The following is a 22,039-nucleotide window of genomic DNA, read 5'->3' as shown; positions in this document are numbered from 1 at the left end:
TGTCCGCTTCACCGCCATCGTCATTCCCCCAAGGCTTTGCCCTAGGGAATCACAACTGGCGAATTACGCAACAGGCCCACAAGGGGAGAAGGAAGGTCACCGCGTCCTGCGAAACGTCAGATTGATCCGCTTGCGCCCGAGCAGCGCATGCTCAGCTTCCGCGAGCGGCGCGACGCCGTGATAGGCAAGCCGGCTAGGTCCGCCCCAGACCACGACATCGCCATGCACCAGGCGGAAGCGGCGCGGCTTGTCGGCGCGCGCCAGGCCGCCGAACAGGAAGGTCGCGGGCAATCCGAGCGAGACCGAGACGATCGGCGCCGAATAATCCAGCTCGTCCTTGTCCTGATGTAGCGACAGCCGCGTGCCGGGCTCGTAGCGGTTGACGAGGCAGGCATCGGGCGCGAAGTTTTGGAAGCCGCCCTGCTCCGCGGCGTGGCGGGCGAGATCGCGGAGCACCGGCGGCATTTCGGGCCATGGCGCACCGGTGCGCGGATCGATGGGGTCGTAGCGATAGCCGGTGTGATCGGTGATCCAGCCACGCTCGCCGCAATTGGTCATCGCCACCGACATCAGATGACCACCGGGCGTGGTCATGCGACGGAACGGCGACTGCGCCACGATCGCGCGCACGGCGGCGATCAGCTCGGTCTCGATCGGCTTGACGAAGCCGCGCAGCAGCACGGCACCATCGGCGATCTCCTCGCGCGACGGCTGCGCCTCGGCAACGCTGTCGAACAGATCAGCCGTCAATCGCAGCACTCATTTGGCATCGTGGAAAATTACACCCAACGTGTGGCGCTGGCCGGACCTGATGCGGCTGACGCCATGGCGCAGATTAACGCGGTAAGTGCCGCGTGTCCCCTGCACCGGGCGGTGATGCACAGCGAAGGCGACGGCGTCGCCCCGCGCGAGTGGAACCACCTCGGCGCGGGACTGCATGCGCGGCCGTTGCTCGGTCAGCACGAATTCGCCGCCGGTGAAGTCGCGGCCCGGCTCGGAGAGCAGGATCGCGACCTGGAGCGGGAACACGTGCTCGCCATAGAGGTCCTGGTGCAGGCAATTGTAGTCGCCGGCCTCATATTGCAGCAGCAGCGGCGTCGGCCGCGCCTGCCCCGCCTCGTGGCAGCGTTTCAGGAACGCCGCATGCGCGGCGGGATAGCGAATGTCGATCCCCATCGCCTCGTTCCAGCGATTGGCGACGCCTTGCAGATGCGTGTAGAGCGCCGGGCGCAGCTGCGCGATCAGATCGGGCAGCGGATAGGAGAAATATTTGTACTCGCCGCGGCCGAAGCCGTGCCGGCCCATGACGATGCGGCTGCGAAACTGCGTGTCGTCCGGGTAGAGCGCGGCAACGGCGCGGCACTGGTCCGGCGTCAACAGGCCCTTCAGGACGGCGCAGCCCTGGGTGTCGAGTTCGGCCGTGATCTGAGGCCAGTCGAGGGCGTCGACGTGGGCGGTGGGATCGGGAGCGGATCGTTGGTCTGATTTTCGTGCGGTCATTGTCATAACAATCACCTTCGCAGTCCGACGTTCACCCCGCCACCCGATTTCCGACGAATGTCTCCCCGTCATTGCAAGGGAAGAGCGACAGCGGAAATCAAGCAGACCAGTCTCGTGGGGTGGGCAAAGGCGCTCTTGCGCCGTGCCCACGTCATCGCAAGACGTGGGCACGCTTCCGCCCTCGCTCTTCGAGCTATGGCGGACAAGTCGCTTTGCCCACCCTACGGGACCATCGCTTGTGGAGCTAGCCCCTCACCGGCAACGTCACCACGTCATAGCCATGCCTGATCGTCCGCTTCAGCACGGGATCTTCCAGCTCGAAATCGAACCGCTCCGCCGGGCGGATGCCGCCCTTGGCTGCAAACGTGCCGCCGAACATGGCGCAGCCGTCGGGGAATTTTCCTCCTTCGAAGCCGCGTGCGATCAGGTCGTTCACCGGCAGCATCGCGTCCAGCGTGCCCTCCTGGTAGAGCACGCGCTCGCCCTTGATCGTGGCATAGGAGCGCAGGATCATCTTGTCCCAATGGCCGATGACGTCTTCGAGCTCCCACAGCGTGGAGGAGATCGGCTTGTCGCACATCTGCTTGGACACGGTGACGTTGTAGGCCTCGACCTTGCGGTCGGTGTGGTCGGAGCCGCAGCCGACGAAGATGCGGCCCTGCCAGCCGATCAGCACGAACTCGACCTCGCCGGAGGAATCCCCGCCGGTGCATTCGATGCTGTCTTCCTGGGTCAGCCGCCGCGCCGAGGCACGGTAGTAGATCGGCGTCGAGGCCGGCGGGGCGATGCCCATCTCCTGCAGCTCGGCGATGTGCTTGTCGCGCGCAACGGGGTCGCGGCCGGTCCAGCCGGCGATGACCATCTGGTCGATCGCGAGCGTCAGCGGCGTGGTGGTGTCCTGGGCATCGACGGTGAAAGTGAGGTCAAACACGAATGACGGCCTCCATGCCGGCAGCAAGTTCAAAAACACGATGGTCCGTTCCGCCCGCGCCCGCCAGCATCAGGCCGACCGGGACGTCGCCCTGGCGATGTGCCGGCAGCGAGATGGCGCAGCCGTCGATCATGTTGATCAGGCTGCAGTTGCGCAGTGCGCGGATGTTCTCGCGCGTGAATGCCTTATCATCGGCAAGGTCGGCGATCTTCGGCGGCGTGTTGGGCGTGGTCGGCAGCACCAGCGCATCATAGGGCGCAATGCGCGCGTTGACGCGGGCGATCAGCGAGCGACGCTCGTTGAGGAGATCGATGTAGTCGGCCGCGCTCTGCGCCTCGCCGCGCATGATGCGGACAGAGACACGGGGATCATAAACATCGCCCTTGGAGGTGATGAGATAGCGGTGCCAGGCGTAGCTCTCGGACGCGGCAAAGCCCCCCTTGGCGTTCATCGGGCCGATGTCATGAAACTCCGCCATCTCGATGCGCTCGATGATGGCGCCGTGATCGGAAAGCGTTTTCAGGGCGCGTTCGAACGTCTCGGCCACTTCGGCGTCGAGGTCGTCGAGCGCGATCGTGGTCGGCACCGCCAGTCGCATGCCCTGGATCGGACGCGGCTTCAGCGGGGCGATCGGCTCGTTCGCGAGCACGGCGTCGAGTATGGCACAGCAACTGACTGATCGTGCCAGAGGCCCGATGCTATCGAGCGAGAACGACAGCGGCACCGAGCCATCGAGCGGCACGCGCCGCTGCGTCGGCTTGTAGCCGACGATGCCGTTGAAGGCGGCCGGAATCCGGCAGGAGCCGCCGGTGTCGGTGCCGAGCGCGCCGTGTGCCATGCCGTCGAGCACTGACACCGCCGCGCCCGCGGAGGAGCCGCCCGGCACGTGGCCTTCGGCCCTGTTCCAGGCCCCCTTCGGCGTGCCGTAATGCGGATTGATGCCGATGCCGGAATAGGCGAACTCGGTCATGTTGGTGCGCCCGATCACGACGAAGCCGGCCCTGCGCAGCCGCGCCACCGTCGCCGCATCCTGCTCGGCCGGCGGCGAATCGTCGAGCGCGCGGGAGCCTGCTCGCGTCACCTGGCCCTTGATGTCGAACAAATCCTTGATCGAGATCGGGATGCCGGCATAGCGCGACGGCGCCGCCTTGGCCTTGCGCAAGCCGTCCATCGCGTCGGCCGCGGCGAGCGCGGCGTCCTTGTCGACATGGAGGAAGGTGCGCTGGCCCTCCCCGGCGGGATCGGCGATCCTGGCGATGCAGGCTTCGACCAGCTTGCGGGCGGTGGTGCGGCCGCTTTCGAGGTCTTCGGCGAGCTTCGCCAGCGTCGGAAATTCGGGCATGTCTGTCTCACGGAATATTGTCGCGCGCAATCTATAGCGCTGGCTCAGTTCGACACAAGCATTGTGCGCATGATGGCATGCATGCGTATTGCTGGACCGTTGACGCCCCATGGTCGATTGTCGCATCAAGATCGAAACGGGCGGGCGTGAAGCCTGCCCTATCAAGATTTGCTTTCTGGGAGGGCGTTCCGACATGGCCGAACCGCAGCGCGCGCGACCGAAACCGACGCCGGAGACCCAGCATTTCTGGGACGGCACGAAGGCGGGCGAATTGCGCCTGCAGCGCTGCGACGCCTGCGCGCATGTCTACTTCCCGCCGCGCCCGTTCTGCCCATCCTGCGCCTCGCGCAAGGTCAGCATCTTCAAGGCGAGCGGCAAAGGCTTCCTCTACAGCTACGTGATCAACCACCGCCCAGCCGCGCCCGGCTTCACGCCGCCTTATGCGATCGCGGTGGTGGAGCTTGCCGAGGGACCGCGGATGATGAGCAACATCATCGACTGTCCGCAGACGCCCGAGGCGCTCGAGCTCGACATGAAGCTCGAGGTCGCCTTCCAGGCGCTCGACGACAAGATCACCCTCCCCGTGTTTCGTCCGGCGAAGGGGTAGACCATGCGCAGAAACCAGGTTGCCGTCGTCGGCGCGGCCGAGACCACCGAGCTCGGTGTCATCCCGAACGCCTCGCAGCTCCAGCTGCACGCGGATGCGGCGCTCAACGCCATCGCCGATGCCGGACTGAAGCTCTCCGACATCGACGGTTTTGCCACCGCGGTCGAGACGCCCCAGCAGGTCTGCCACTATCTCGGCATCAAGCCGACCTGGGTGGACGGCACCTCGGTCGGCGGCTGCTCCTTCATGCTGCACGTTCGGCATGCCGCGGCGGCGATTGAGGCGGGCCTGTGCAAGACCGTGCTGATCACGCACGCCGAGAGCGGCAAGTCGATGATCGGCAAGGCGCCGCGCTCGATCCCCGCCGACAGCCTGCAAGGCCAGTTCGAGGCGCCGTTCGGGGTCTACGGGCCGCCGAGCATGTTCCCGATCCCCGTGCTGCGTTTCATGACGACCTACGGCATCACGCACGAGCAGCTCGCCGCCGTCGCGGTCGTGCAGCGGGAATGGGCGGCGAAGAATCCGCGCGCGATGATGAAGGATCCGATCACGGTCGCCGACGTGCTCAATTCGCGCATGATCGCCTATCCGTTCCGCCTGCTGCAATGCTGCCTCGTCACCGACGGCGGCGGCGCGCTGATCCTGACCTCGGCCGATCGCGCCAGGGATTTTCCGCGCAAGCCCGTCTACATCATGGGCACCGGCGAGAGCGTAGAGACGCCGATGGTCAGCCAGATGGAGACCTTCAACTCCTCGCGCGCGTTCAAGACCGCAGGCCCCCTCGCGTTCAAGGAAGCCGGCATCGCCCACAAGGACGTCGACCACCTCATGATCTACGATGCGTTCGCGCATCTGCCGCTGTTCGGCCTCGGCGATCTCGGCTTTATGCCGCATGAGGAGACCGGCAAGTTCATTGCCGACGGCAACACCCGGCCCGGCGGGAAGCTGCCGCTCAACACCAATGGCGGCGGATTGAGCTACATGCATTCGGGCATGTACGGCATGTACGCGCTGCAGGAGAGCGTGCGGCAGATGCGCGGGATCGCGCCGGCGCAGGTGCCGAATGCGAAGATTTCGGTGTGCCACGGCGTCGGCGGCATGTTCGCGGCAAGTGGCACGATCGTGTTTACGAACGAGAGGTAAGGCACCGTCATTCCGGGCGCGCGCAGCGCGACCCGGAATCTCGAGATTCCGGGTCTGGTGCTTCGCACCATCCCGGAATGACGGGCACAACAGGAGACATCCCATGACTAAATCACTGCAGGACAAAGTCATCATCGTCACCGGCGCAGGCCGCGGCATCGGTCGCGAGATCGCGCTGCTTTGTGCGGCGGAAGGCGCCAAGGTCGTGGTCAACGATCCCGGTGGAGCCTCGGACGGCGCCGGTTCGAACGCGGCGCCCGCCGAGGAGGTGGTCGAGGAGATCAAGAAGCGCGGCGGCACCGCGGTTGCCAATTTCGAGTCGGTCGCCGAAGCCATCCCCGCCAGCAAGATCGTGAAGACCGCGACCGATCATTTCGGCCGGCTCGACGGCGTCGTCAACAATGCCGGCATCCTGCGTGACATGATCTTCCACAAGATGAGCGTGGAGGCGTTCGAGGCCGTCATCAAGGTGCATCTGATGGGCTCGTTCTACGTCAGCCATGCCGCCGCGCGAATCTTCCGCGAGCAGGAGTCGGGCTCCTTCGTGCACTTCACCTCGACCTCCGGCCTGATCGGTAATTTCGGCCAGGCCAACTACGCCGCCGCCAAGCTCGGCATCGTCGGCCTCTCCAAATCCATCGCACTCGACATGGGCCGTTTCAACGTCCGCTCCAACTGCGTCTCGCCGTTCGCCTGGACGCGCATGATCGGCACCATTCCGACCGAGACTGAGGCCGAGAAGGCGCGGGTCGAGAAGATCAAGCAGATGGGCCCGGAGAAAATCGCCCCGCTCTGCGGCTATCTGATCTCCGATGCCGCCAAGGACGTCACCGGGCAGATCTTTGGCGTGCGCATGAACGAGATCTTCCTGTTCAGCCAGAACCGTCCGATCCGCTCGGTGCAGCGGAGCGAAGGCTGGACGCCGCAGTCGATCGCGGAACATGGCATGCCGGCGCTGAAGGGCTCGTTCTACGAGCTCGACCGCTCCGCCGACATTTTCACCTGGGATCCCGTCTAGCCGCATTTCCGGCATCCCTGCCCTGCGATCTCCGGTTGTCTCGGCCGGAGATCGCCCCGGTTTACGCCCGATTGCGGGCGAATGCTGTCCTCCCAACGAAACTTTGGGAGGAAACCATGACAAGAACACTGACCAACTCCGACGACAGCTCTGTAACGGGCGGCCTCGGCCGCCGCACGCTGCTCAAAGGCACGGCGGCTCTCGCCGCATCCACTGTCCTCGCCTCGCGAGCCGACGCCCGCGACTTCGGCGCCAATGCCGAGCCGCAGCGCTATCCCGACCCCGACATCATCGCCATCGACCCCAAGCGCTTCAAAGCCAAGGTCGGCAACACCGCGATCAAGCGGCTCTTCACCGGTTGCCTGTGGGCGGAGGGGCCGGCGTGGAATGCGCAGGGACAATATCTTGTCTGGAGCGATATCCCCGCCAACCGGCAGCTGCGCTACCTCGACGACGACGGCCACATCTCCGAGCAGTTCCACAAGCCGTCGAACGAGGCCAATGGCAATTCGTTCGACACCGAGGGACGCCAGCTCAGCGCCGAGCGCACGCGCCTCGTCCGCTACGAGCACGACGGCTCGGTGACGGCGCTGGCCGAGCAGGCCGGTGGCAAGCCGCTCAACGGCCCCAACGACATGGTGGTGCATCCCAACGACAAGTCGATCTGGTTCACCGATCCCGGCTACGGCGCGATCAGCATCTACGAGGGCAAGCTGGCCAATACCGGTTCGCTGCAGCCGCACCAGAAGGAAGCCGTCTATCGCATAGACGCCCAGACCGGACAGGTGGCCAAGGTCGCGGACGAGCCGTTCAAGCCGAACGGCATCGCCTTCAGCCACGACTACAAGAAGCTCTATGTCTGCGACACCGGCATCACGCATTACCCTGAGGCCAAGAACGTGGTGTGGTCCTACGACATCGACGGCGCCAAACTGTCGAACCCGAAGAAGCTGATCGACATGACGCTCGACGGCAAGTCGGGCTTCCCCGACGGATTGCGCGTCGACACCGAGGGCAACATCTGGGTCGGCGCCGGCTGGGTCGGTCCCGGCTATGACGGCGTGCAGGTGTTCGCGCCGAACGACGGCGCGCGCATCGGACAGATCCTGCTGCCCGAGACCTGCGCCAATGTCTGCTTCGGCGGCAAGAAGCGCAACCGCCTGTTCATGACCGCGAGCCAGTCGCTGTACGCGGTCTATGTGGAGACGCAGGGCGCGCATTTCTGTTGAGATAGGCGAATGGTGGGTGGCGAATGGCGAATAGAATCCATTCGCTACTCCCTATTCGCCATTCGCATTTACCCCGTATTCCGCAGCCCCGCCGAAATCCCATTGATGGTCAGCTGAATCCCGCGCAGGACCTGCTCGTCCGGGTTCTGCGCGCGGTGCTCCTTCAACAGCTCGACCTGCACGTGGTTGAGCGGATCGAGATAGGGGAAGCGGTGGCGCACGGAGCGCTCCAGCAGCGGATTGCCCTGCAGCAAGCGGTCCTGCCCCATGATGTCGAGCAGCGTCTCGATGCAGGAATGCCATTCGCGGCGGATGCGGCCGAATATCTTCTCGCGCAGGGCTTCGTCCGGCACCAGCTCGGCATAGCGCGAGGCGATCGCGATCGAGCTTTTGGCGAGCACCATGTCCATGTTCGAGAGCAGCATGCGGAAGAACGGCCATTCCCTGTAGAGCTCCTTCAGGAACGGCATGCCCTGTTGCGGATGCTCGGCGATCCACTGCTCGACCGCGCTGCCAAAACCGTACCAGCCCGGCAGCATCAGGCGGCATTGCGCCCATGAGAACACCCACGGGATCGCGCGCAGGTCTTCGATCGCGCGCGTCTTCTTGCGCGAGGCCGGACGGCTTCCGATGTTCAGCGTCGCGATCTCGTTGATGACGGTGGAGGCCCAGAAATAGTCGACGAAACCGTCGGTCTCATAGACGAGGCCGCGATAAGCTCTAAACGCGAGGTTCGACAATTCATCCATCGCGGTCAGATATTCGCGGCGCGGCGCGCTCTGGCGCGGATTGAGCAGGCTCGCCTCCAGCGTTGCGGCGGCGAGGATCTCCAGATTGTTGCGGCCGACTTCGGAGTTGGAATATTTCGACGAGATGATCTCGCCCTGCTCGGTGATGCGGATCTGGCCGTTCACCGCGCCGCCGGGCTGCGCGATGATGGCGTCATAGCTCGGCCCGCCGCCGCGGCCGACCGAGCCGCCGCGGCCGTGGAACAGGCGCAGCCGCACGTGATGCCGCTCGAACACGTCGACGAGACCGATCTCGGCCTTGTAGAGTTCCCAGCCCGAGGTGACGAAGCCGCCGTCCTTGTTGCTGTCGGAATAGCCGAGCATGACCTCCTGCACGCTGCCGCGGCTGTCGACGAGGCGGCGGTAATCGTGCAGCGACAGCATGCGGTCCATGATGCCGCTGGAGGCCTGCAGATCCTCGATGGTCTCGAACAGCGGCACGATGTTGATGGCGCTGCGCCCGGAGGGATGGACGAGGCCGACCTCCTTGAGCAGCACCGCGACCTCGAGCATGTCGGACATGCCCTTGCACATCGAGATGATGCATTGGGGAATGGCGTCCGAGCCGAACATCGCATGCGCTTCAGCGGCGGCATGGAAGACGTTGAGCTCGCCCATGGTCTCGTCGCTGTACTTGACGAAGGGCGAGACCAGCGCGCGCGTCGAGCGCAATTCATTGGTGAGCAGCGAGATGCGCGCCTCTTCGCCGAGCGCGAGATAGGACATGCCGGGATTGGCGGCGTCCATCAGCTCGGCGATGGTGCGTTCGTGCACCGCCGAGTTCTGACGGATGTCGAGCCGGGCGAGATGGAAGCCGAAGCAGTCCACCGCGCGCCGCAGCAGCCGCAGCCGGCCGCGGGCGATGACGCGGGCATTGTTGGAGATCAGCGAGCGGTGCAGCACGTCGAGATCGGCCTGCAGCTCCTTCACGCTCGCATATGGCGCCCCCTTTCCGACCGGCCGGCGCGTGATCTCGACCGCGAGCTTTTCGGCCGTCGCGGTCAGGCGCGCGTAGATGCCGGAGACCGCCAGACGATAAGGCTCGCCGCTCCGGTGCGGCGAGGTATCCGGCGAGCGCTCCGCCAGGTTGCGCAGCTCTTCCGAGACGTCGGCAAGATGCGCCGCGATCGACAATTCCGAGCCGAGCACGTGCAGCTCGTTCAGATAAAACTGCATCACCCGGCTCGACTGCAGACGCAGCGTGCCGCGCATCACGTCGGCAGTGACGAAGGGATTGCCGTCGCGGTCGCCGCCGATCCAGCTGCCCATGCGCAGGAACGAGGCGAGCTCGGAAGCGGCCTGCTCGCCGCCCTCCTCCAGCCGGTCCTCCAGCGCGTTGACCAGCCGCGGCACCTCGCGCAGGAAGGTGTAGTCATAGAACGACAGGCCGTTGGCGACCTCGTCGAGCACGTTGAGCTTGGTCCGGCGCAGCAGATTGGTCTGCCACAGCGTCAGCACCTCGCGGCGAAGCTGCTCGTCGCTGGCATCGGCCTCCTCCGCGGTCAGCGCCACGCGCTCGCGGCGGTCGAGCAGGCCTGCGACCTCCATCTCGCGGTCCATCGTGCTCTTGCGGCGCACCTCGGTCGGATGCGCGGTCAGCACCGGGCTCACAAGCGCGGACTTGAAGAAGCTGCGGAGTTGATCGGGCTTGATGCCGGCGTCCCGGGCATGGGCGAGCGTTTCCGCCAGCACGCCGGAGCCGCCGTTCTTCGCAGCGCTGCGGGCGCGCATCTGGCGGATGTTGTTCTGATCCTCGGCGATGTTGGCGAGGTGGGAGAAATAGCTGAAGGCGCGGACGATCCGCACCGTCTCGGAGGTCGACATGCTGTCGAGGATCTGCTCGAGCTCGCGGCGGGCGAGCCGGTCCTCGTCGCGGTGGAACCGGATCGAGGTCTGCCGGATGCGCTCGACCAGATCGAACACATCAGCGCCCTCCTGATCGCGCACAGTGTCGCCGAGGATGCGCCCGAGCAGGCGGATGTCGTCCCGCAGCCGCGCATCGGCCTCCAGCGCCTGGGCGTCCTCAGGGCGATTGGCGCGATGTTCAGCGCTGTCGGATGATATGGTCTGGAGGGACATGGCTCGCTCCTCTTCAAGAGCTCCCTTGAAGAGCTTCCTGGGCTCCTCGGCCCAGCGGAGTGTGCGATATTTTTCTACCGCAGTGCAAGACGAAGTTGGAGGCGGTGCAAACTGGCGGCCACGCTCGTGTCCCGGACGCGCCTGCAACGCTCAAGCGTTGCTGCGCAGAGCCGGGACCCCAAAAGCCACACCGTCCCTGCCGCCTTCTGGGCCCCGGCTCAGCAGCGCACCACGCCGCGAAGACGCGTCGCGCTCGCTGCGTCCGGGGCACGAGGCTTTCTCTTTGTACCGCTAAGCACGCCTTCGCCTCCTCGCGGCGTATTCCGCCCGAGCTTTGCTGTCCGTTTCGCCCTCGTCGAGAACAAAGGGCGCAGGGAAGGCCGGGCGCCGGCTGGCTGGTTTTACGGCTTATGGCGCGCTCTCCCCGGGGAGCGATGCACTATTGCCCCCGTCGCCTTGCGGATCACTGATGCGCGCACCCGGTTGGGCCGCTGCATCACCGCAAGCCTTGACGCACAGACCCCGGGCGTCAGGACCACACGCTTTTGCCGTCCGCGGACGCCCCTCCCCGGACAGCCGGAAGCTCGCGCGTGCTCGCCCCCGACGCCGAAAAGAAACGCTGTGACCGCGCCGTGTCGTGCCGCGGATCGCAACGGCTCACGGGATTTGCCCGCCCTGCCATCACCTCACGCGCCGGCGCTGCCGCGTCCATCGCATCCCGGCCTACGTATCGTGACGATCGCGAAACGCCCCTTTGACGGGCCGGGATGGAATGCGGTTTAGCCGAAACAACGAATTCGGTCAATCAGAATATTTTGCAGCGCCAGCGCTTGACCTGCATGTGGTGTGTTTTGCCCGACGGGCACCCCGAGGAATATGATAAGGATAGTCAATTGAACGGCCGTCATGAACGTAAAGACGCAGATAACAACGACATGGCACGCCATTCACATTCACAATGTGCAGTTCGGCTAATGGCGGACTTCTTCTTGATTATCTTCGGTTGGAGCTGGCTAGCCCCCATTTTCGTGACAATTGTGGGTGGAGTATTTGCCCTGCGGGCGCAAGGCAGGCGATGGATCATCCACCTCTGCGTTTTCGGATGTTTGTTAGCGGCCTTGCCCACGTTCATTAGTCTATGGGGCAGAATAGACCCGGACGCAGCGAGCGAGCCGACAAACGCCTTCACGGCGCTGCTTTATTTCATTGTAATGGCGGGGTTTGGTCTTGCGTACTCAATCTTCGCCTTGGTACTTTTCTACACGCGAAGGCGTATTGCCTAAGCTTTGATGATCGGCTTCGCGTCTGCTAGCGCGTAGGACGGGTTGAGCCTTGCGAAACCCATCATGTTGCGTCGTCGGCGGAGCTCGATGGGTTTCGCTTACGCTCTGAACCAGGCCATGCCGAAGTACTCTCCCATCGATGCAGGCGTAACGTTTGACTGCGACGAGAGCGACCTTCTCTCCATCAGGTGGGAGGCAGAATGCCTGGTGGCGGACTTTCTGCTGCCTGCGACTGAAAAGCGAAGCCTTCGCGTTCGCTTCGATGGCGCGACCATCGTGCGTCTTTTGGACGAGATGCCGCTCAGTACTGAAGAACAGCCCACGAGAAACGAAGGTCTCGTTCCCCGACATTTCGCCTACCGCGTCGACGGTGCCGCGTTCGCCGATGCGCAGTCGGCGACATGGAAGAAGGTTCATCGTCCTGTGCAACATTACCAGTTTATCACCGGGTGGGGCTGCATGGACGTACTTTCCGGCGTTGAGCCGTCCTTCGAAATCGTCGAACTCGAAAAGTGACGTCGGCACCTAGGATGGGTTGAGCACTTGCGAAGGCCATCCTGCTTCGTCACAGGCGGAGTGATTGATGGATTTCGCTGGCGCTCTCCCTATCCTACGGGCTGGGTCCGTCTGCATTGCGCAATGTGGCGACGATCCCCTCTTGATCACAAGAAACATTGTGCGGCCGAAAGGCCGCCCGTTGCCATCGACCGCCAGGAATTCCGGTCAGCAACTGCCTGGACGTCGAGCTGGGCCTGGATAGGGTTGTCAGCTCTGGCACCGTTATCGGAAAATGAAGACAACGGCCGCGCCATCCTGCGAACTCAATCTGTTCGCCGTCTCAATGGCCCTTGGTACAGCCGAATTTTGCAATCTTGGTACTGGTCTCATCACCAGGCGTGACGCATCTAACTGCTAGTACCACGAACGAAGCGATCCCGATCGGCAGTCTCAGTGGGAGCCCGTGTCAATGCAGACCGCGGACACTTCCACACTGTCTGGCAGTTTGTGGATAGCCGTCGCGGCTCACACTGACTGCAACCGTTGGGTCAAGAGACAATGACTGAGGAGACAATCCAATGAAGGCGATCGTTGTAACGGAACAGGCCGCGGGAACGGCGGGGATGAAGCTGGTGGACCGGCCCGAGCCGCAGGCTGCGATAAACGACGTCGTGGTTCAGGTTCATGCGTCGGGATTTGTCCCGACTGAGCTGACGTGGCCTTCGACCTGGACTGATCGCCTCGATCGCGACCGAACACCATCGATCCCTGGACACGAGCTGGCCGGAGTGGTCACTGCTCTTGGCTATGGAACGACAGGGCTGGTGTTAGGACAGCGGGTGTTCGGCCTGGCGGACTGGTATCGGGACGGCACGCTTGCCGAGTATGTGGCGATCGAGGCGCGCAATCTTGCGCCGCTGCCGGGCGACGTCGAGTTCACAGTGGGGGCGAGCCTGCCGATCTCGGGGCTGACCGCATGGCAAGGGCTGTTCCAGCACGGCCGTCTCAAATCGGGGCAGAGCATCCTGGCACACGGCGCGGCCGGCGCAGTCGGGTCGATGGTGACGCAACTCGCACGAGAGGCCGGCGCCTACGTCATCGGCACCGGACGCGCCGCTGACCGTCAGACGGTGCTCGATTTGGGCGCAAACGAGTTCGTCGACCTCGACAAAGACTCGCTGCAAGACGTCGGCAAGGTTGATCTGGTGTTCGATGTCATCGGCGGTGACATACAGAAGCGGTCGGTAGAACGCATTCGAGCCGGAGGAACATTGGTGACCATCGTCGGGCCGGCCGAGGCGCGGCCCTCCGATGGATTGGCGGTCGACTTCGTCGTCGAGGCGGATCGCGCCCAACTCAGTGAGATCGTCCAGCGGGCGCGGGACGGACGACTGCGGACGAACATCGGCAAGGTCTCGACCTTCGACGATGCGGTCGCCGCCTTAAATCCGACCGGGCGACGCAAGGGAAATACGATCATTCGCGTTCGTCCCTGAGCGAGCATGCTCATTGATGTCCGCAGCGCGCAGGATGGGGTGCACTTGCGAAACCCATCCTACGAGCCACGAGTTGGCCTCAAGCCGGCACGATTACCTTGCCGATCGGCCACAGCGCGATGCCTGCGAGCTTGAGATGGGCCCAGGCGAAGGGGATGCCGATGATGGTGATCGCGAGCGCCAGTGCGGTCAATAAGTGGCCGAGCGCCAGCCACCAGCCGGCGAGCACGAACCAGATGATGTTGCCGATCACGCCGAGCGGGCCGGTGCCGATATCCTCGACACCGGTCACGTCGTAGCGGCTGACCGCCCGCGAGCCGAACGGCAACAGCGTGTAGACGGCGATGTTGAACGCTGCCCGCGCCCAGGGCAGGCCGATGATGGTGATCGCCATGATGACCGCAGCGATCACCCAGCCGAACGCCATCCAGGCGCCGCCGAAGAGGATCCAGAGGATGTTGAGCAGCATGGAAACGGGGGTCATGGGATGATCCGGAGGTGGATGATCCCGTGCATATAGGCATGAAATCTGTCTCTGCTAAGACGGCCCCGATGTCCCCCTCCCCTCCAAGCTCATAATCCGTGACGCCGGCTGCGTTCGGCGCGCAGCGATGTGCCGACAAACCCAACATCCTCGATCCCGCGCGAGATCTCCTTTGAGCAGAGCCAAAGCGTCAGCGCGGCGGCGCCGATCGCGGCCAGCCCCGAGATGACAACAGGACTAGGGCAGAATGTGGCGAGTAAGTTGTCGAGCGGGACAGACCCGGTGGGCCAGCGCGGGCTGCAAGACGATGCCAGGGCCCAACCGGACAGCATCACGGCGGCCGCGTTCACACCGGCCAAAATCGCCACGACGATCGCAAGGCCCTTCTTGACGGAGAGTGCGAGATCAATCGTCTTCACGACGGCGCAATACGCGACCACGGCGACGAGGGCCGGGACCCATCCAGACCCCCCGGCTGCGATCGCCTGGGCCTGACCGCTCCAGGCCCACAGCGCAACGACGCACCCGAGCAGTGTCAGATTGACCTTCACGGCTTCGGGAAATTTGCAGCGAAGCACCCACACATTCGCTTTCTCGATCAGGTCCAGCACCGCGCAGGCGATCAGCCCGGCCGCAAAACCACCGAGATGCACGCCCCAGTCGATCCGCGAATTGCCGAGCGCAAACGCGATGTTCAATCCGATATTGATCGCGAAGAAGTCGAACCTGAGGTCGAGCTTGCCGAGGATCCACAGGCAGAGCAGCGCTCCGAGGATGCCCGAGGTGGCGCCGGACGCGCCGACCGTCAAATACGGCGTCGAATGGATGCCATTGCCGATGACGGCGCCGAACACCATCGCGCACAGGTAGATGACAAGGAAATAGGCCGGCCCGACCCGCCGCTCGAGATGTGCGCCCCACAGCACCAGGCACAGCATGTTCATGGTGAGGTGGACGAAATTGACGTGCAGGAAGCCATAGGCGACGAGGCGCCAGTATTCGTGCCGCGCGATCGCGGTCGCATACATGCCGCCGTAGCGATACAGCAGCTCCGCCGGCGCCGCCGGACCGCCCGCCTGGATGAAACAGAACCCCGATGCGAGGACCGTCACCGTCATCAGCACGTAGACGGCGGCATGGGGGACTTCGAAGAAACCGGCACGGTATGAGGGCATGGATGATCGCAGGGGATTGGCGTGGGAACGCCAACCTAGCCGAGCCGCTCGATGATTGCTACTCCAACGCGTACCAGACGCCCCCGGCTACCGCCCCTCGAATTTCGGCTCGCGCTTCTCCATGAACGCCTTCATGCCCTCGGCCATGTCCTGGGTTTTGAACAGCGGCAGGAGCTGGAGATAGACGTGGTGGACGTGGTCGTGGAAATTCTCGTTCAGACCCATCCGCATCATGCGCTTGGAGGCCTGCACCGCCAGCGGCGCGTTGGCGGCGATCTCACGGGCGATGGCCGTGGCGCGGGTCATCAGCTCGGCATCCGGCACGACCTCATTCGCAAGGCCCCATTCCAGGCACTCGCGCGCGCTCAGCGTGCGACCGGTGAAGATCAGCTCGGCCGCCTTGGCCCAGCCGAGCATGCGCGGCAGCAGCCATGTGCCGCCGGATTCCGGCACCACGCCGCGCTTGACGAAGGCGGCCGCGAGCTTCGAGGACTCAGCCATGATGCGGATGTCGCACCCAAGCGCGGTATCCATGCCATAGCCGGCCGCGCCGCCGTTGACGGCGCAGATGGTCGGCTTGTCCATCGCCTGCAATACCGTCGGCGGCGTGTTGCGGAGGTTGATCGTGGTCGGAGAGGACGCCGCGCTGAGGCCGTTGCCGTCGCGCTCCTTGCGCAGATCAAGGCCGGCGCAGAACGCCTTGCCCTTGCCGGTGAGGATGACGACGCGGACATTCTTGTCCTCGTTGGCCTCGGTCAAAAGGCGCGCGAGGTCGTTCAGCATCGGACCGGAGATGGTGTTCATGCGCTCCGGCGCGTTCAGGGTGATGGTCGCGATGTGGTCGGCGACGGTGTAGAGGACTTCGTTGGCGGCGTCGGTCATGACAGATGTTTCCTTGTCCTTGATCTCGTAGGGTGGGCAAAGGCGCGTTTGCGCCGTGCCCACCAATCTTTCCGGATCACATTCAGAACGTGGGCACGCTTCCGCCTTCGCTCTTCGAGCTACGGCGGACCAGTCGCTTTGCCCACCCTACGGCACCGCCTCAGATCTTCCGCCCCGCCTGCTCCCAATAGGGATCGCGGAGGCGGCGCTTGAAGATCTTGCCGGAATCTTCGCGCGGCAGGCCGCTGCGGATCTCGATGTGTTTTGGAACTTTGTAATCGGCCAGATGCGCCTTCAGCGCGGCGCGGATGTCGGCGGCTGCGAGCGCGACGCCGGCTTGCGGCTCCACCACGGCCATCAGCGCCTCGCCGAATTCGGCGTCAGGGATGCCGAACACCGCGCAATCATGCACGCCGGGGACAGCGTGCAGCACCGATTCGATCTCGGCCGGGTAGATGTTGACGCCGCCCGAGATCACCATGTCGCGCTTGCGGTCGCAGATGAAGACGTAGCCGTCCTCGTCGATGTAACCGACATCGCCGGAGGTGATGAAGCCGTCGCGGTCGATCTCGACGCGCTTCTCCGGCTTGTTGTGATAGGTGAAATCGGCAAGCGCGGCCATGCGGGAATAGATCTCGCCGATCTCGCCGACGCCGAGCACGCGGCCGTCCTCACCGAGGAAGCGCAGCTCGGCACCGGGCGAGATTTTGCCGACAGTGCCGGGCTTCTTCAGCGCGTCCTGGGAGGTCGCGAACGTCACCGCGCTGGACTCGGTCGAGCCGTAGAATTCGTAGATCACCGGCCCCCACCATTCGATCATGGCGCGCTTGACGTCGGCCGGACATGGCGCGGCGGCGTGGATGACGTGGCGCAGCGAGGAGACGTCGTACTTCCTCCGCACCGCTTCCGGCAGCTTCATCAGGCGGATGAACATGGTCGGCACCATGAAGATGGTGTCGATCTTGTAGTGGTCGATCAGCTCGAGGAACTCTTCCGCCTCGAAGCGCGGCATCAGCACCAGCGCGCCGCCGAGCTTGCCGGCGCGGATGCCGAACGAGTTCGGCGCGGAATGATACAGCGGGCCCGGCAGGATCGCGCGGCCGCCGGGCTTGAGCCCATAAATCATCGCGCGCATGCGCTCGCCCGCCGCCTGCTGCTCCGGTGTCGGTGCGTTGCGCCGCACGCCCTTGGGGTGGCCTGTCGTGCCCGAGGTATAGATCATGTTCATCGGCTGCGGCACAACGGGGCCGTCATAGGGCTGGAATTGCGCGAGCCAGGGTTCGAAATCGATCGCGAAGTCCGGCGTCTTCAGATGATCGGGATTGATCCTGTAGTTGGACAGGATCTCCGGCGGCGTCGGCACGCTGAGCACGGTGACGCCCTCAGGGATCGCATCGCGCAGGGCATGCAGCATGTCGGCGTGCCCGATCAGCACGGACGTGCCGGTGTCGTTCAGGATGTAGGTGATCTCTTCCGGCTTGAAGTGCCAGTTGATCGGAACGCCATAGGCCCCGAGGCGCATCGCGGCGTAGGCGGCCTCCAGAAAGGCGATGTCGTTGCGCATCAGCATGCAGACGCAATCGCCTTGGCGGACGCCGATTCTGGCGAGGCCGGAGGCGATGCGGTCTGCGCGGGCTCCGACCTCAGTGTGGCTGCGGCGCCGGTCGCCGGAGACGATGCCGAGGAAGTCAGACGTTTCGCTCATTGTTGTTTTTCTTTTTGCTGGAGTTGCCCCTCATGGTGAGGAGGCGCGAAGCGCCGTCTCGAACCATGAGAGCCCGTGGCCAATCCCTCGAGACGCCGCTGCGCGGCTCCTCGGGATGAGGACCGAGCTAATCCGCATACTTCGCCGCGCGCTTCTCCAGATTGGAGCGCACCGCTTCGGTCTGGTTCGCGCTGCCGATCAGCTTCTGCTGCTCGACCGACTCCGCCAGCAGTGCCGGACCTGGATCGACCGAGAGATTGTTCAGCAGCCGCTTGGCCGCGCGGATCGCATCGGGGCTTTTTCCCGCGATCTCGCGCGCGACTTCGAGCGCCGCCGCGCGCGGGTCGTCGCAGATGCGCGTGGCGAGGCCGTATGTCATCGCCTCCTGCGCGGAGAAGATGCGGCCGGTATAAGTGAGGTCGCGCAGGATGTCGTCGCGCACGAGGCTCGCAAGGATCGGCGTGCCCGCCATGTCAGGCACAAGACCCCATTTGATCTCCATGATCGACATCCGCGCGTCCGCGGAGAGGAAGCGCATGTCGGCGCCGAGTGACAGCTGGAAGCCGCCGCCGAAGGCGACGCCGTGCACGGCCGCGATCACGGGAACCGGAAGCTGGCGCCAGCCCCACACCGCCTGCTGCGGAAAATTCGCCTGGCCGTGGGTCCGCTTGGTGAGATCGCGATTTTCGCCACCCGGAATTCCATTGCCGCCCTTCTCCTTCATGGCGGCAAAACGCCCCATGTCGAGACCGGCACAGAAGGCGCGGCCCTCGCCGGAAAGGACCACAGCGCGCACGCTCTTGTCCTTCGAAAGCCGGTCGGTTGCGGCGACAAGGGCCTCGAACATCGCCTGATCCAGCGCATTCATCTTGTCGGCGCGCACCAAGCGCACGTCGGCGACGCCTTCCGAGATCGAGATCGAGACGCGCTCTTCCATGGATCAATTCTCCCCTGGTTCTTGCCTGTTCTTGTTCAGTGCCGCTTTACAGGACGCCGGCGGCCGGATTTAGTCAATCGACCAATTAACTGACATTCCGTACGGGAGAAACAGCCATGTTCAAGGAAAATCTTCTGGCCGGACGGCGCATTCTCGTGACCGGCGGCGGCACTGGACTCGGCAAGTCGATGGCGGCCCGCTTCCTCCAGCTCGGCGCCGAGGTGCATATCTGCGGCCGGCGCAAGATCGTATGCGACGAGACCGCGACCGAGCTGATGGATCTGTATGGCGGCCGCGTCACCAGCCACGGCGTCGACATCCGCAACGCGCTCGCGGTCGAGGAGATGGTGGAGACCATCTTCCGCGACGCGCCGCTGACCGACCTCATCAACAACGCCGCCGGCAATTTCATCTCGCGCAGCGAGGAGCTGTCGCCGCGCGGCTTCGACGCCGTCGCCAACATCGTCATGCACGGTACGTTCTACGTGACGCAGGCGATCGGCAAGCGCTGGATCGCGGCCAAGCAGCCCGGCAACGTTGTGTCGATTACCACGACCTGGGTGCGCAACGGCTCGCCCTACGTGGTGCCGTCGGCGATGAGCAAGTCGGCGATCCATGCCATGACGATGTCGCTCGCGGCCGAATGGGGCCGCTACGGCATCCGCCTCAACACCATCGCGCCCGGCGAGATCCCGACCGAGGGCATGAGCAAGCGCATCAAGCCGGGTGACGAGGCCGGCGCGCGCACCAAGGCGATGAACCCGATGGGCCGCGTCGGCACCATGGAGGAACTGCAGAACGTCGCGGTGTTCCTGATCTCCGGCGGCTGCGACTGGATCAACGGCGAGACCATCGCCATGGATGGCGCGCAGGCGCTCGCCATGGGCGGCAATTTCTACCAGCTCCGCGACTGGAGCGACGACGACTGGAAAACCGCGCGGGAGAGCATCATGGCGCAGAACGAGAAGGACCGGGCGAAGCGGGGGTAGTTGTCTGGCGCGAATGCGGAGGCATGTAAGGGGCTGACGTCTTCGCCCCACCCTCACCTGTCGTCCCCGCGACCGCGGGGACCCATAACCACAGGGAGGAGTTGTGGCGCGAGACGGTAACTCCGAGTCTTCGCAAAACTTCTCCCTGTGGCTATGGATCCCGGATCTGCGCGCGCTTGAAGCGCGCTTGTCCGGGACGACAGCCGGGCCCCATCTTGTCTTCACCCGCGGATGACGCCAAACTCCGCGGCATAAGAACAAGACTCCACGGGAGAAACATGTCCACACAGCCATTGACAACTCTCGCCGACATGGTGCGCGAGCGCGCTAAAAGCCGCGGCAACGCCATCGCCTACGAGTTCGAGGGCCGCACCACCAGCTTTGCCGAATTCGACGCGAGGACCAACAAGGTCGCCAACGCGCTGATTGCGATGGGCGTCAACAAGGGCGACCGCATCGCCTATCTCGGCAAGAACAGCGACCTCTATTTCGAGCTGCTGATGGGCGCGATGAAGGCGGGCGTGGTGATGGCGCCGGTGAACTGGCGTCTCGCGGGGCCCGAGGTCGCCTTCATCGTGGACGATTGCAAGGCCGCGGTGCTGTTCGTCGGGCCGGAGTTCATCACGCAGGTCCGCCAGATCAGGGACCGGCTGCCGGGCGTGCGCACTGTCATCACCACCGAAGGCGGCGCGCCGGAATGGCAGGATTTTCCGGCCTGGCGCGATGCGCAGAGCGGTGACGATCCCGGGGTGCCGATCGCGACGCGCGACATCGCGATCCAGCTCTACACCTCGGGCACCACGGGCAAGCCGAAGGGCGCGATGCTGAGCCACGCCAACTTCCTCAACCTGGTGCAATCGGGCAATGCCGAGGACAAGCCGGAGTGGAACCGGTGGTCGACCGACGACGTCTCGCTGGTGGCGATGCCGGTCTTCCACATCGGCGGTTCCGGCTGGGGCGTAATGGGCCTCTATCACGGCGCCCGCGGCGTGATCGCGCGCGAATTCGATCCGACCAAGATTCTGGATTTCTTCGAGCAGTCGGGCATCACAAAGCTGTTCATGGTGCCGGCGGCGATGCAATTCGTGGTGCGGCAGCCACGCGCCAGGACGGTCGATTTCTCGCGGCTGAAATACATGCTCTATGGCGCCTCGCCCATACCGGCGGCGCTGCTGAAGGAGTGCATCGAGGTTTTCAAATGCGGCTTCGTGCAGCTGTATGGGATGACCGAGACCACCGGCACCATCGTCGCGCTGCCGCCGGAGGATCACGTCGAAGGGCTGGAGCGGATGCGCTCGGCCGGCAAGGCGCTGCCGGGTATCGAGATCGCAATCCTCGACCTCGACGGCAAGCCGTTGCCGCCACGAGAGGTCGGCGAGATCGCGACGCGCTCGGGCTCCAACATGGCGGGCTACTGGAATTTGCCGGAGGCGACCGCCGCGACGCTTCGTTCCGACGGCTGGCTGCGCACCGGCGATGCCGGCTACATGGACGAGGACGGCTATCTCTACATCCACGACCGCATCAAGGACATGATCATCTCGGGCGGCGAGAACATCTACCCCGCCGAGGTCGAGAGCGCGCTGTGCGATCACCCGGATGTCGCCGAAGCCGCGGTGATCGGCGTGCCCGACGACAAATGGGGCGAGGCGGTGAAGGCCGTCGTGGTGATGAAGCCGGGCAAAGAGGCGAGCGTCACCGACATCATCAACTTCACCCGGACGCGCATCGCCGGCTACAAGACGCCGAAGAGCGTGGAGTTCCTGCCGGCGCTGCCGCGGAATCCGAGCGGCAAGATCCTGCGGCGGCAGTTGCGGGAGCCGTATTGGGCGGGGAAGGATCGACGGGTGAATTGATCCGCGGTGCCGTAGGGTGGGCAAAGGCGCAAAGCGCCGTGCCCACGATCTCGTTCCGTATTCAAGGTGTGGTGGGCACGCTTCCGCTTTGCCCACC

Annotated in this window: 19 protein-coding genes; 9 read left to right on the top strand and 10 right to left on the bottom strand. The window is 64.5% G+C overall.

The window, feature by feature from the left end; translation table 11 throughout:
• Positions 1–96: 96 nt before the first annotated feature.
• The 4 genes from alkB to GGD67_RS38210 form a co-directional block, all read right to left on the bottom strand.
• Complete coding sequence (gene alkB, locus GGD67_RS38225) at positions 97–750, bottom strand: DNA oxidative demethylase AlkB (protein ID WP_179740094.1); 654 nt, start codon at positions 748–750, stop codon at positions 97–99.
• Between the two features lie 9 nt (positions 751–759).
• Entirely contained in the window at positions 760–1,506 is a 747-nt protein-coding gene (locus tag GGD67_RS38220) for a 2OG-Fe(II) oxygenase (protein WP_179740092.1), read from the bottom strand.
• Positions 1,507–1,744: 238 nt separating this feature from the next.
• A complete protein-coding gene (locus GGD67_RS38215; RefSeq protein WP_179740090.1) occupies positions 1,745–2,431 on the bottom strand; it encodes a DUF2848 domain-containing protein in 687 nt (228 codons plus the stop codon).
• Positions 2,424–3,773, bottom strand: a complete 1,350-nt coding sequence (locus GGD67_RS38210; protein ID WP_179740088.1) for an amidase — start codon at positions 3,771–3,773, stop codon at positions 2,424–2,426. Before GGD67_RS38210 ends, GGD67_RS38215 begins: the two co-directional genes overlap by 8 nt.
• Positions 3,774–3,966: 193 nt before the next feature.
• Here GGD67_RS38210 and GGD67_RS38205 point away from each other — a divergent pair, with 193 nt between their 5' ends.
• The 4 genes from GGD67_RS38205 to GGD67_RS38190 all read left to right on the top strand — a co-directional run bounded on the left by GGD67_RS38205 (position 3,967) and on the right by GGD67_RS38190 (position 7,770).
• Positions 3,967–4,380 carry a Zn-ribbon domain-containing OB-fold protein gene (locus GGD67_RS38205; protein ID WP_038957112.1) on the top strand — a complete coding sequence of 138 codons (414 nt, stop codon included), beginning with the start codon at positions 3,967–3,969 and terminating at the stop codon, positions 4,378–4,380.
• Between the two features lie 3 nt (positions 4,381–4,383).
• On the top strand, positions 4,384–5,523 hold the full coding sequence (locus GGD67_RS38200; RefSeq protein WP_179740086.1) for a thiolase C-terminal domain-containing protein: 1,140 nt from the start codon (positions 4,384–4,386) through the stop codon (positions 5,521–5,523).
• Positions 5,524–5,626: 103 nt separating this feature from the next.
• On the top strand, positions 5,627–6,541 hold the full coding sequence (locus GGD67_RS38195; protein ID WP_018315654.1) for an SDR family oxidoreductase: 915 nt from the start codon (positions 5,627–5,629) through the stop codon (positions 6,539–6,541).
• A gap of 116 nt (positions 6,542–6,657) precedes the next feature.
• Entirely contained in the window at positions 6,658–7,770 is a 1,113-nt protein-coding gene (locus GGD67_RS38190) for an SMP-30/gluconolactonase/LRE family protein (protein ID WP_179740084.1), read from the top strand.
• 68 nt (positions 7,771–7,838) lie between these two features.
• Here GGD67_RS38190 and ppc read toward each other — a convergent pair whose 3' ends face one another.
• Positions 7,839–10,637 (bottom strand): phosphoenolpyruvate carboxylase, encoded by a 2,799-nt coding sequence (ppc, locus tag GGD67_RS38185; protein WP_179740082.1) that lies wholly within the window; start codon positions 10,635–10,637, stop codon positions 7,839–7,841.
• A 767-nt stretch (positions 10,638–11,404) separates the two neighbouring features.
• On the opposite strand from ppc, the gene GGD67_RS38180 reads away from it, so the two are divergent.
• From GGD67_RS38180 to GGD67_RS38170, 3 genes are all read left to right on the top strand, one after another.
• The gene (locus GGD67_RS38180) at positions 11,405–11,920 is read left to right on the top strand and encodes a hypothetical protein (RefSeq protein WP_179740080.1); all 516 of its coding nucleotides are present in this window, start codon (positions 11,405–11,407) and stop codon (positions 11,918–11,920) included.
• An 87-nt stretch (positions 11,921–12,007) separates the two neighbouring features.
• Positions 12,008–12,436 carry a hypothetical protein gene (locus GGD67_RS38175; protein WP_018315649.1) on the top strand — a complete coding sequence of 143 codons (429 nt, stop codon included), beginning with the start codon at positions 12,008–12,010 and terminating at the stop codon, positions 12,434–12,436.
• Positions 12,437–12,996: 560 nt separating this feature from the next.
• Positions 12,997–13,914 (top strand): NADP-dependent oxidoreductase, encoded by a 918-nt coding sequence (locus GGD67_RS38170; protein ID WP_179740078.1) that lies wholly within the window; start codon positions 12,997–12,999, stop codon positions 13,912–13,914.
• A 79-nt stretch (positions 13,915–13,993) separates the two neighbouring features.
• Here the strand turns inward: GGD67_RS38170 and GGD67_RS38165 are convergent, their stop codons facing one another.
• The 5 genes from GGD67_RS38165 to GGD67_RS38145 all read right to left on the bottom strand — a co-directional run bounded on the left by GGD67_RS38165 (position 13,994) and on the right by GGD67_RS38145 (position 19,097).
• Entirely contained in the window at positions 13,994–14,398 is a 405-nt protein-coding gene (locus tag GGD67_RS38165) for a YccF domain-containing protein (RefSeq protein WP_018315647.1), read from the bottom strand.
• Positions 14,399–14,487: 89 nt separating this feature from the next.
• Complete coding sequence (locus tag GGD67_RS38160) at positions 14,488–15,573, bottom strand: rhomboid family intramembrane serine protease (protein WP_018315646.1); 1,086 nt, start codon at positions 15,571–15,573, stop codon at positions 14,488–14,490.
• A gap of 87 nt (positions 15,574–15,660) precedes the next feature.
• Positions 15,661–16,455, bottom strand: coding sequence for an enoyl-CoA hydratase/isomerase family protein (locus tag GGD67_RS38155; protein ID WP_179740076.1), 795 nt, complete (start codon positions 16,453–16,455; stop codon positions 15,661–15,663).
• Between the two features lie 160 nt (positions 16,456–16,615).
• Positions 16,616–18,160, bottom strand: coding sequence for an acyl-CoA synthetase (locus GGD67_RS38150; RefSeq protein WP_179740074.1), 1,545 nt, complete (start codon positions 18,158–18,160; stop codon positions 16,616–16,618).
• A gap of 127 nt (positions 18,161–18,287) precedes the next feature.
• Positions 18,288–19,097 (bottom strand): crotonase/enoyl-CoA hydratase family protein, encoded by an 810-nt coding sequence (locus tag GGD67_RS38145; protein ID WP_092259438.1) that lies wholly within the window; start codon positions 19,095–19,097, stop codon positions 18,288–18,290.
• 116 nt (positions 19,098–19,213) lie between these two features.
• On the opposite strand from GGD67_RS38145, the gene GGD67_RS38140 reads away from it, so the two are divergent.
• Together GGD67_RS38140 and GGD67_RS38135 are read left to right on the top strand one after the other, a co-directional pair.
• Positions 19,214–20,086, top strand: coding sequence for an SDR family oxidoreductase (locus tag GGD67_RS38140; RefSeq protein WP_018315642.1), 873 nt, complete (start codon positions 19,214–19,216; stop codon positions 20,084–20,086).
• Between the two features lie 278 nt (positions 20,087–20,364).
• Positions 20,365–21,942: a fatty acid--CoA ligase gene (locus tag GGD67_RS38135; RefSeq protein WP_179740072.1), complete on the top strand. Its 1,578-nt coding sequence runs from the start codon at positions 20,365–20,367 to the stop codon at positions 21,940–21,942.
• The last annotated feature ends 97 nt before the right edge of the window (positions 21,943–22,039 follow it).

The organism is Bradyrhizobium sp. IAR9 (genome assembly GCF_013408065.1).
GTDB lineage: Bacteria > Pseudomonadota > Alphaproteobacteria > Rhizobiales > Xanthobacteraceae > Bradyrhizobium.
Note: the sequence above shows the minus strand (reverse complement) of the source record. Positions and strands in the feature narration are given on the sequence as shown.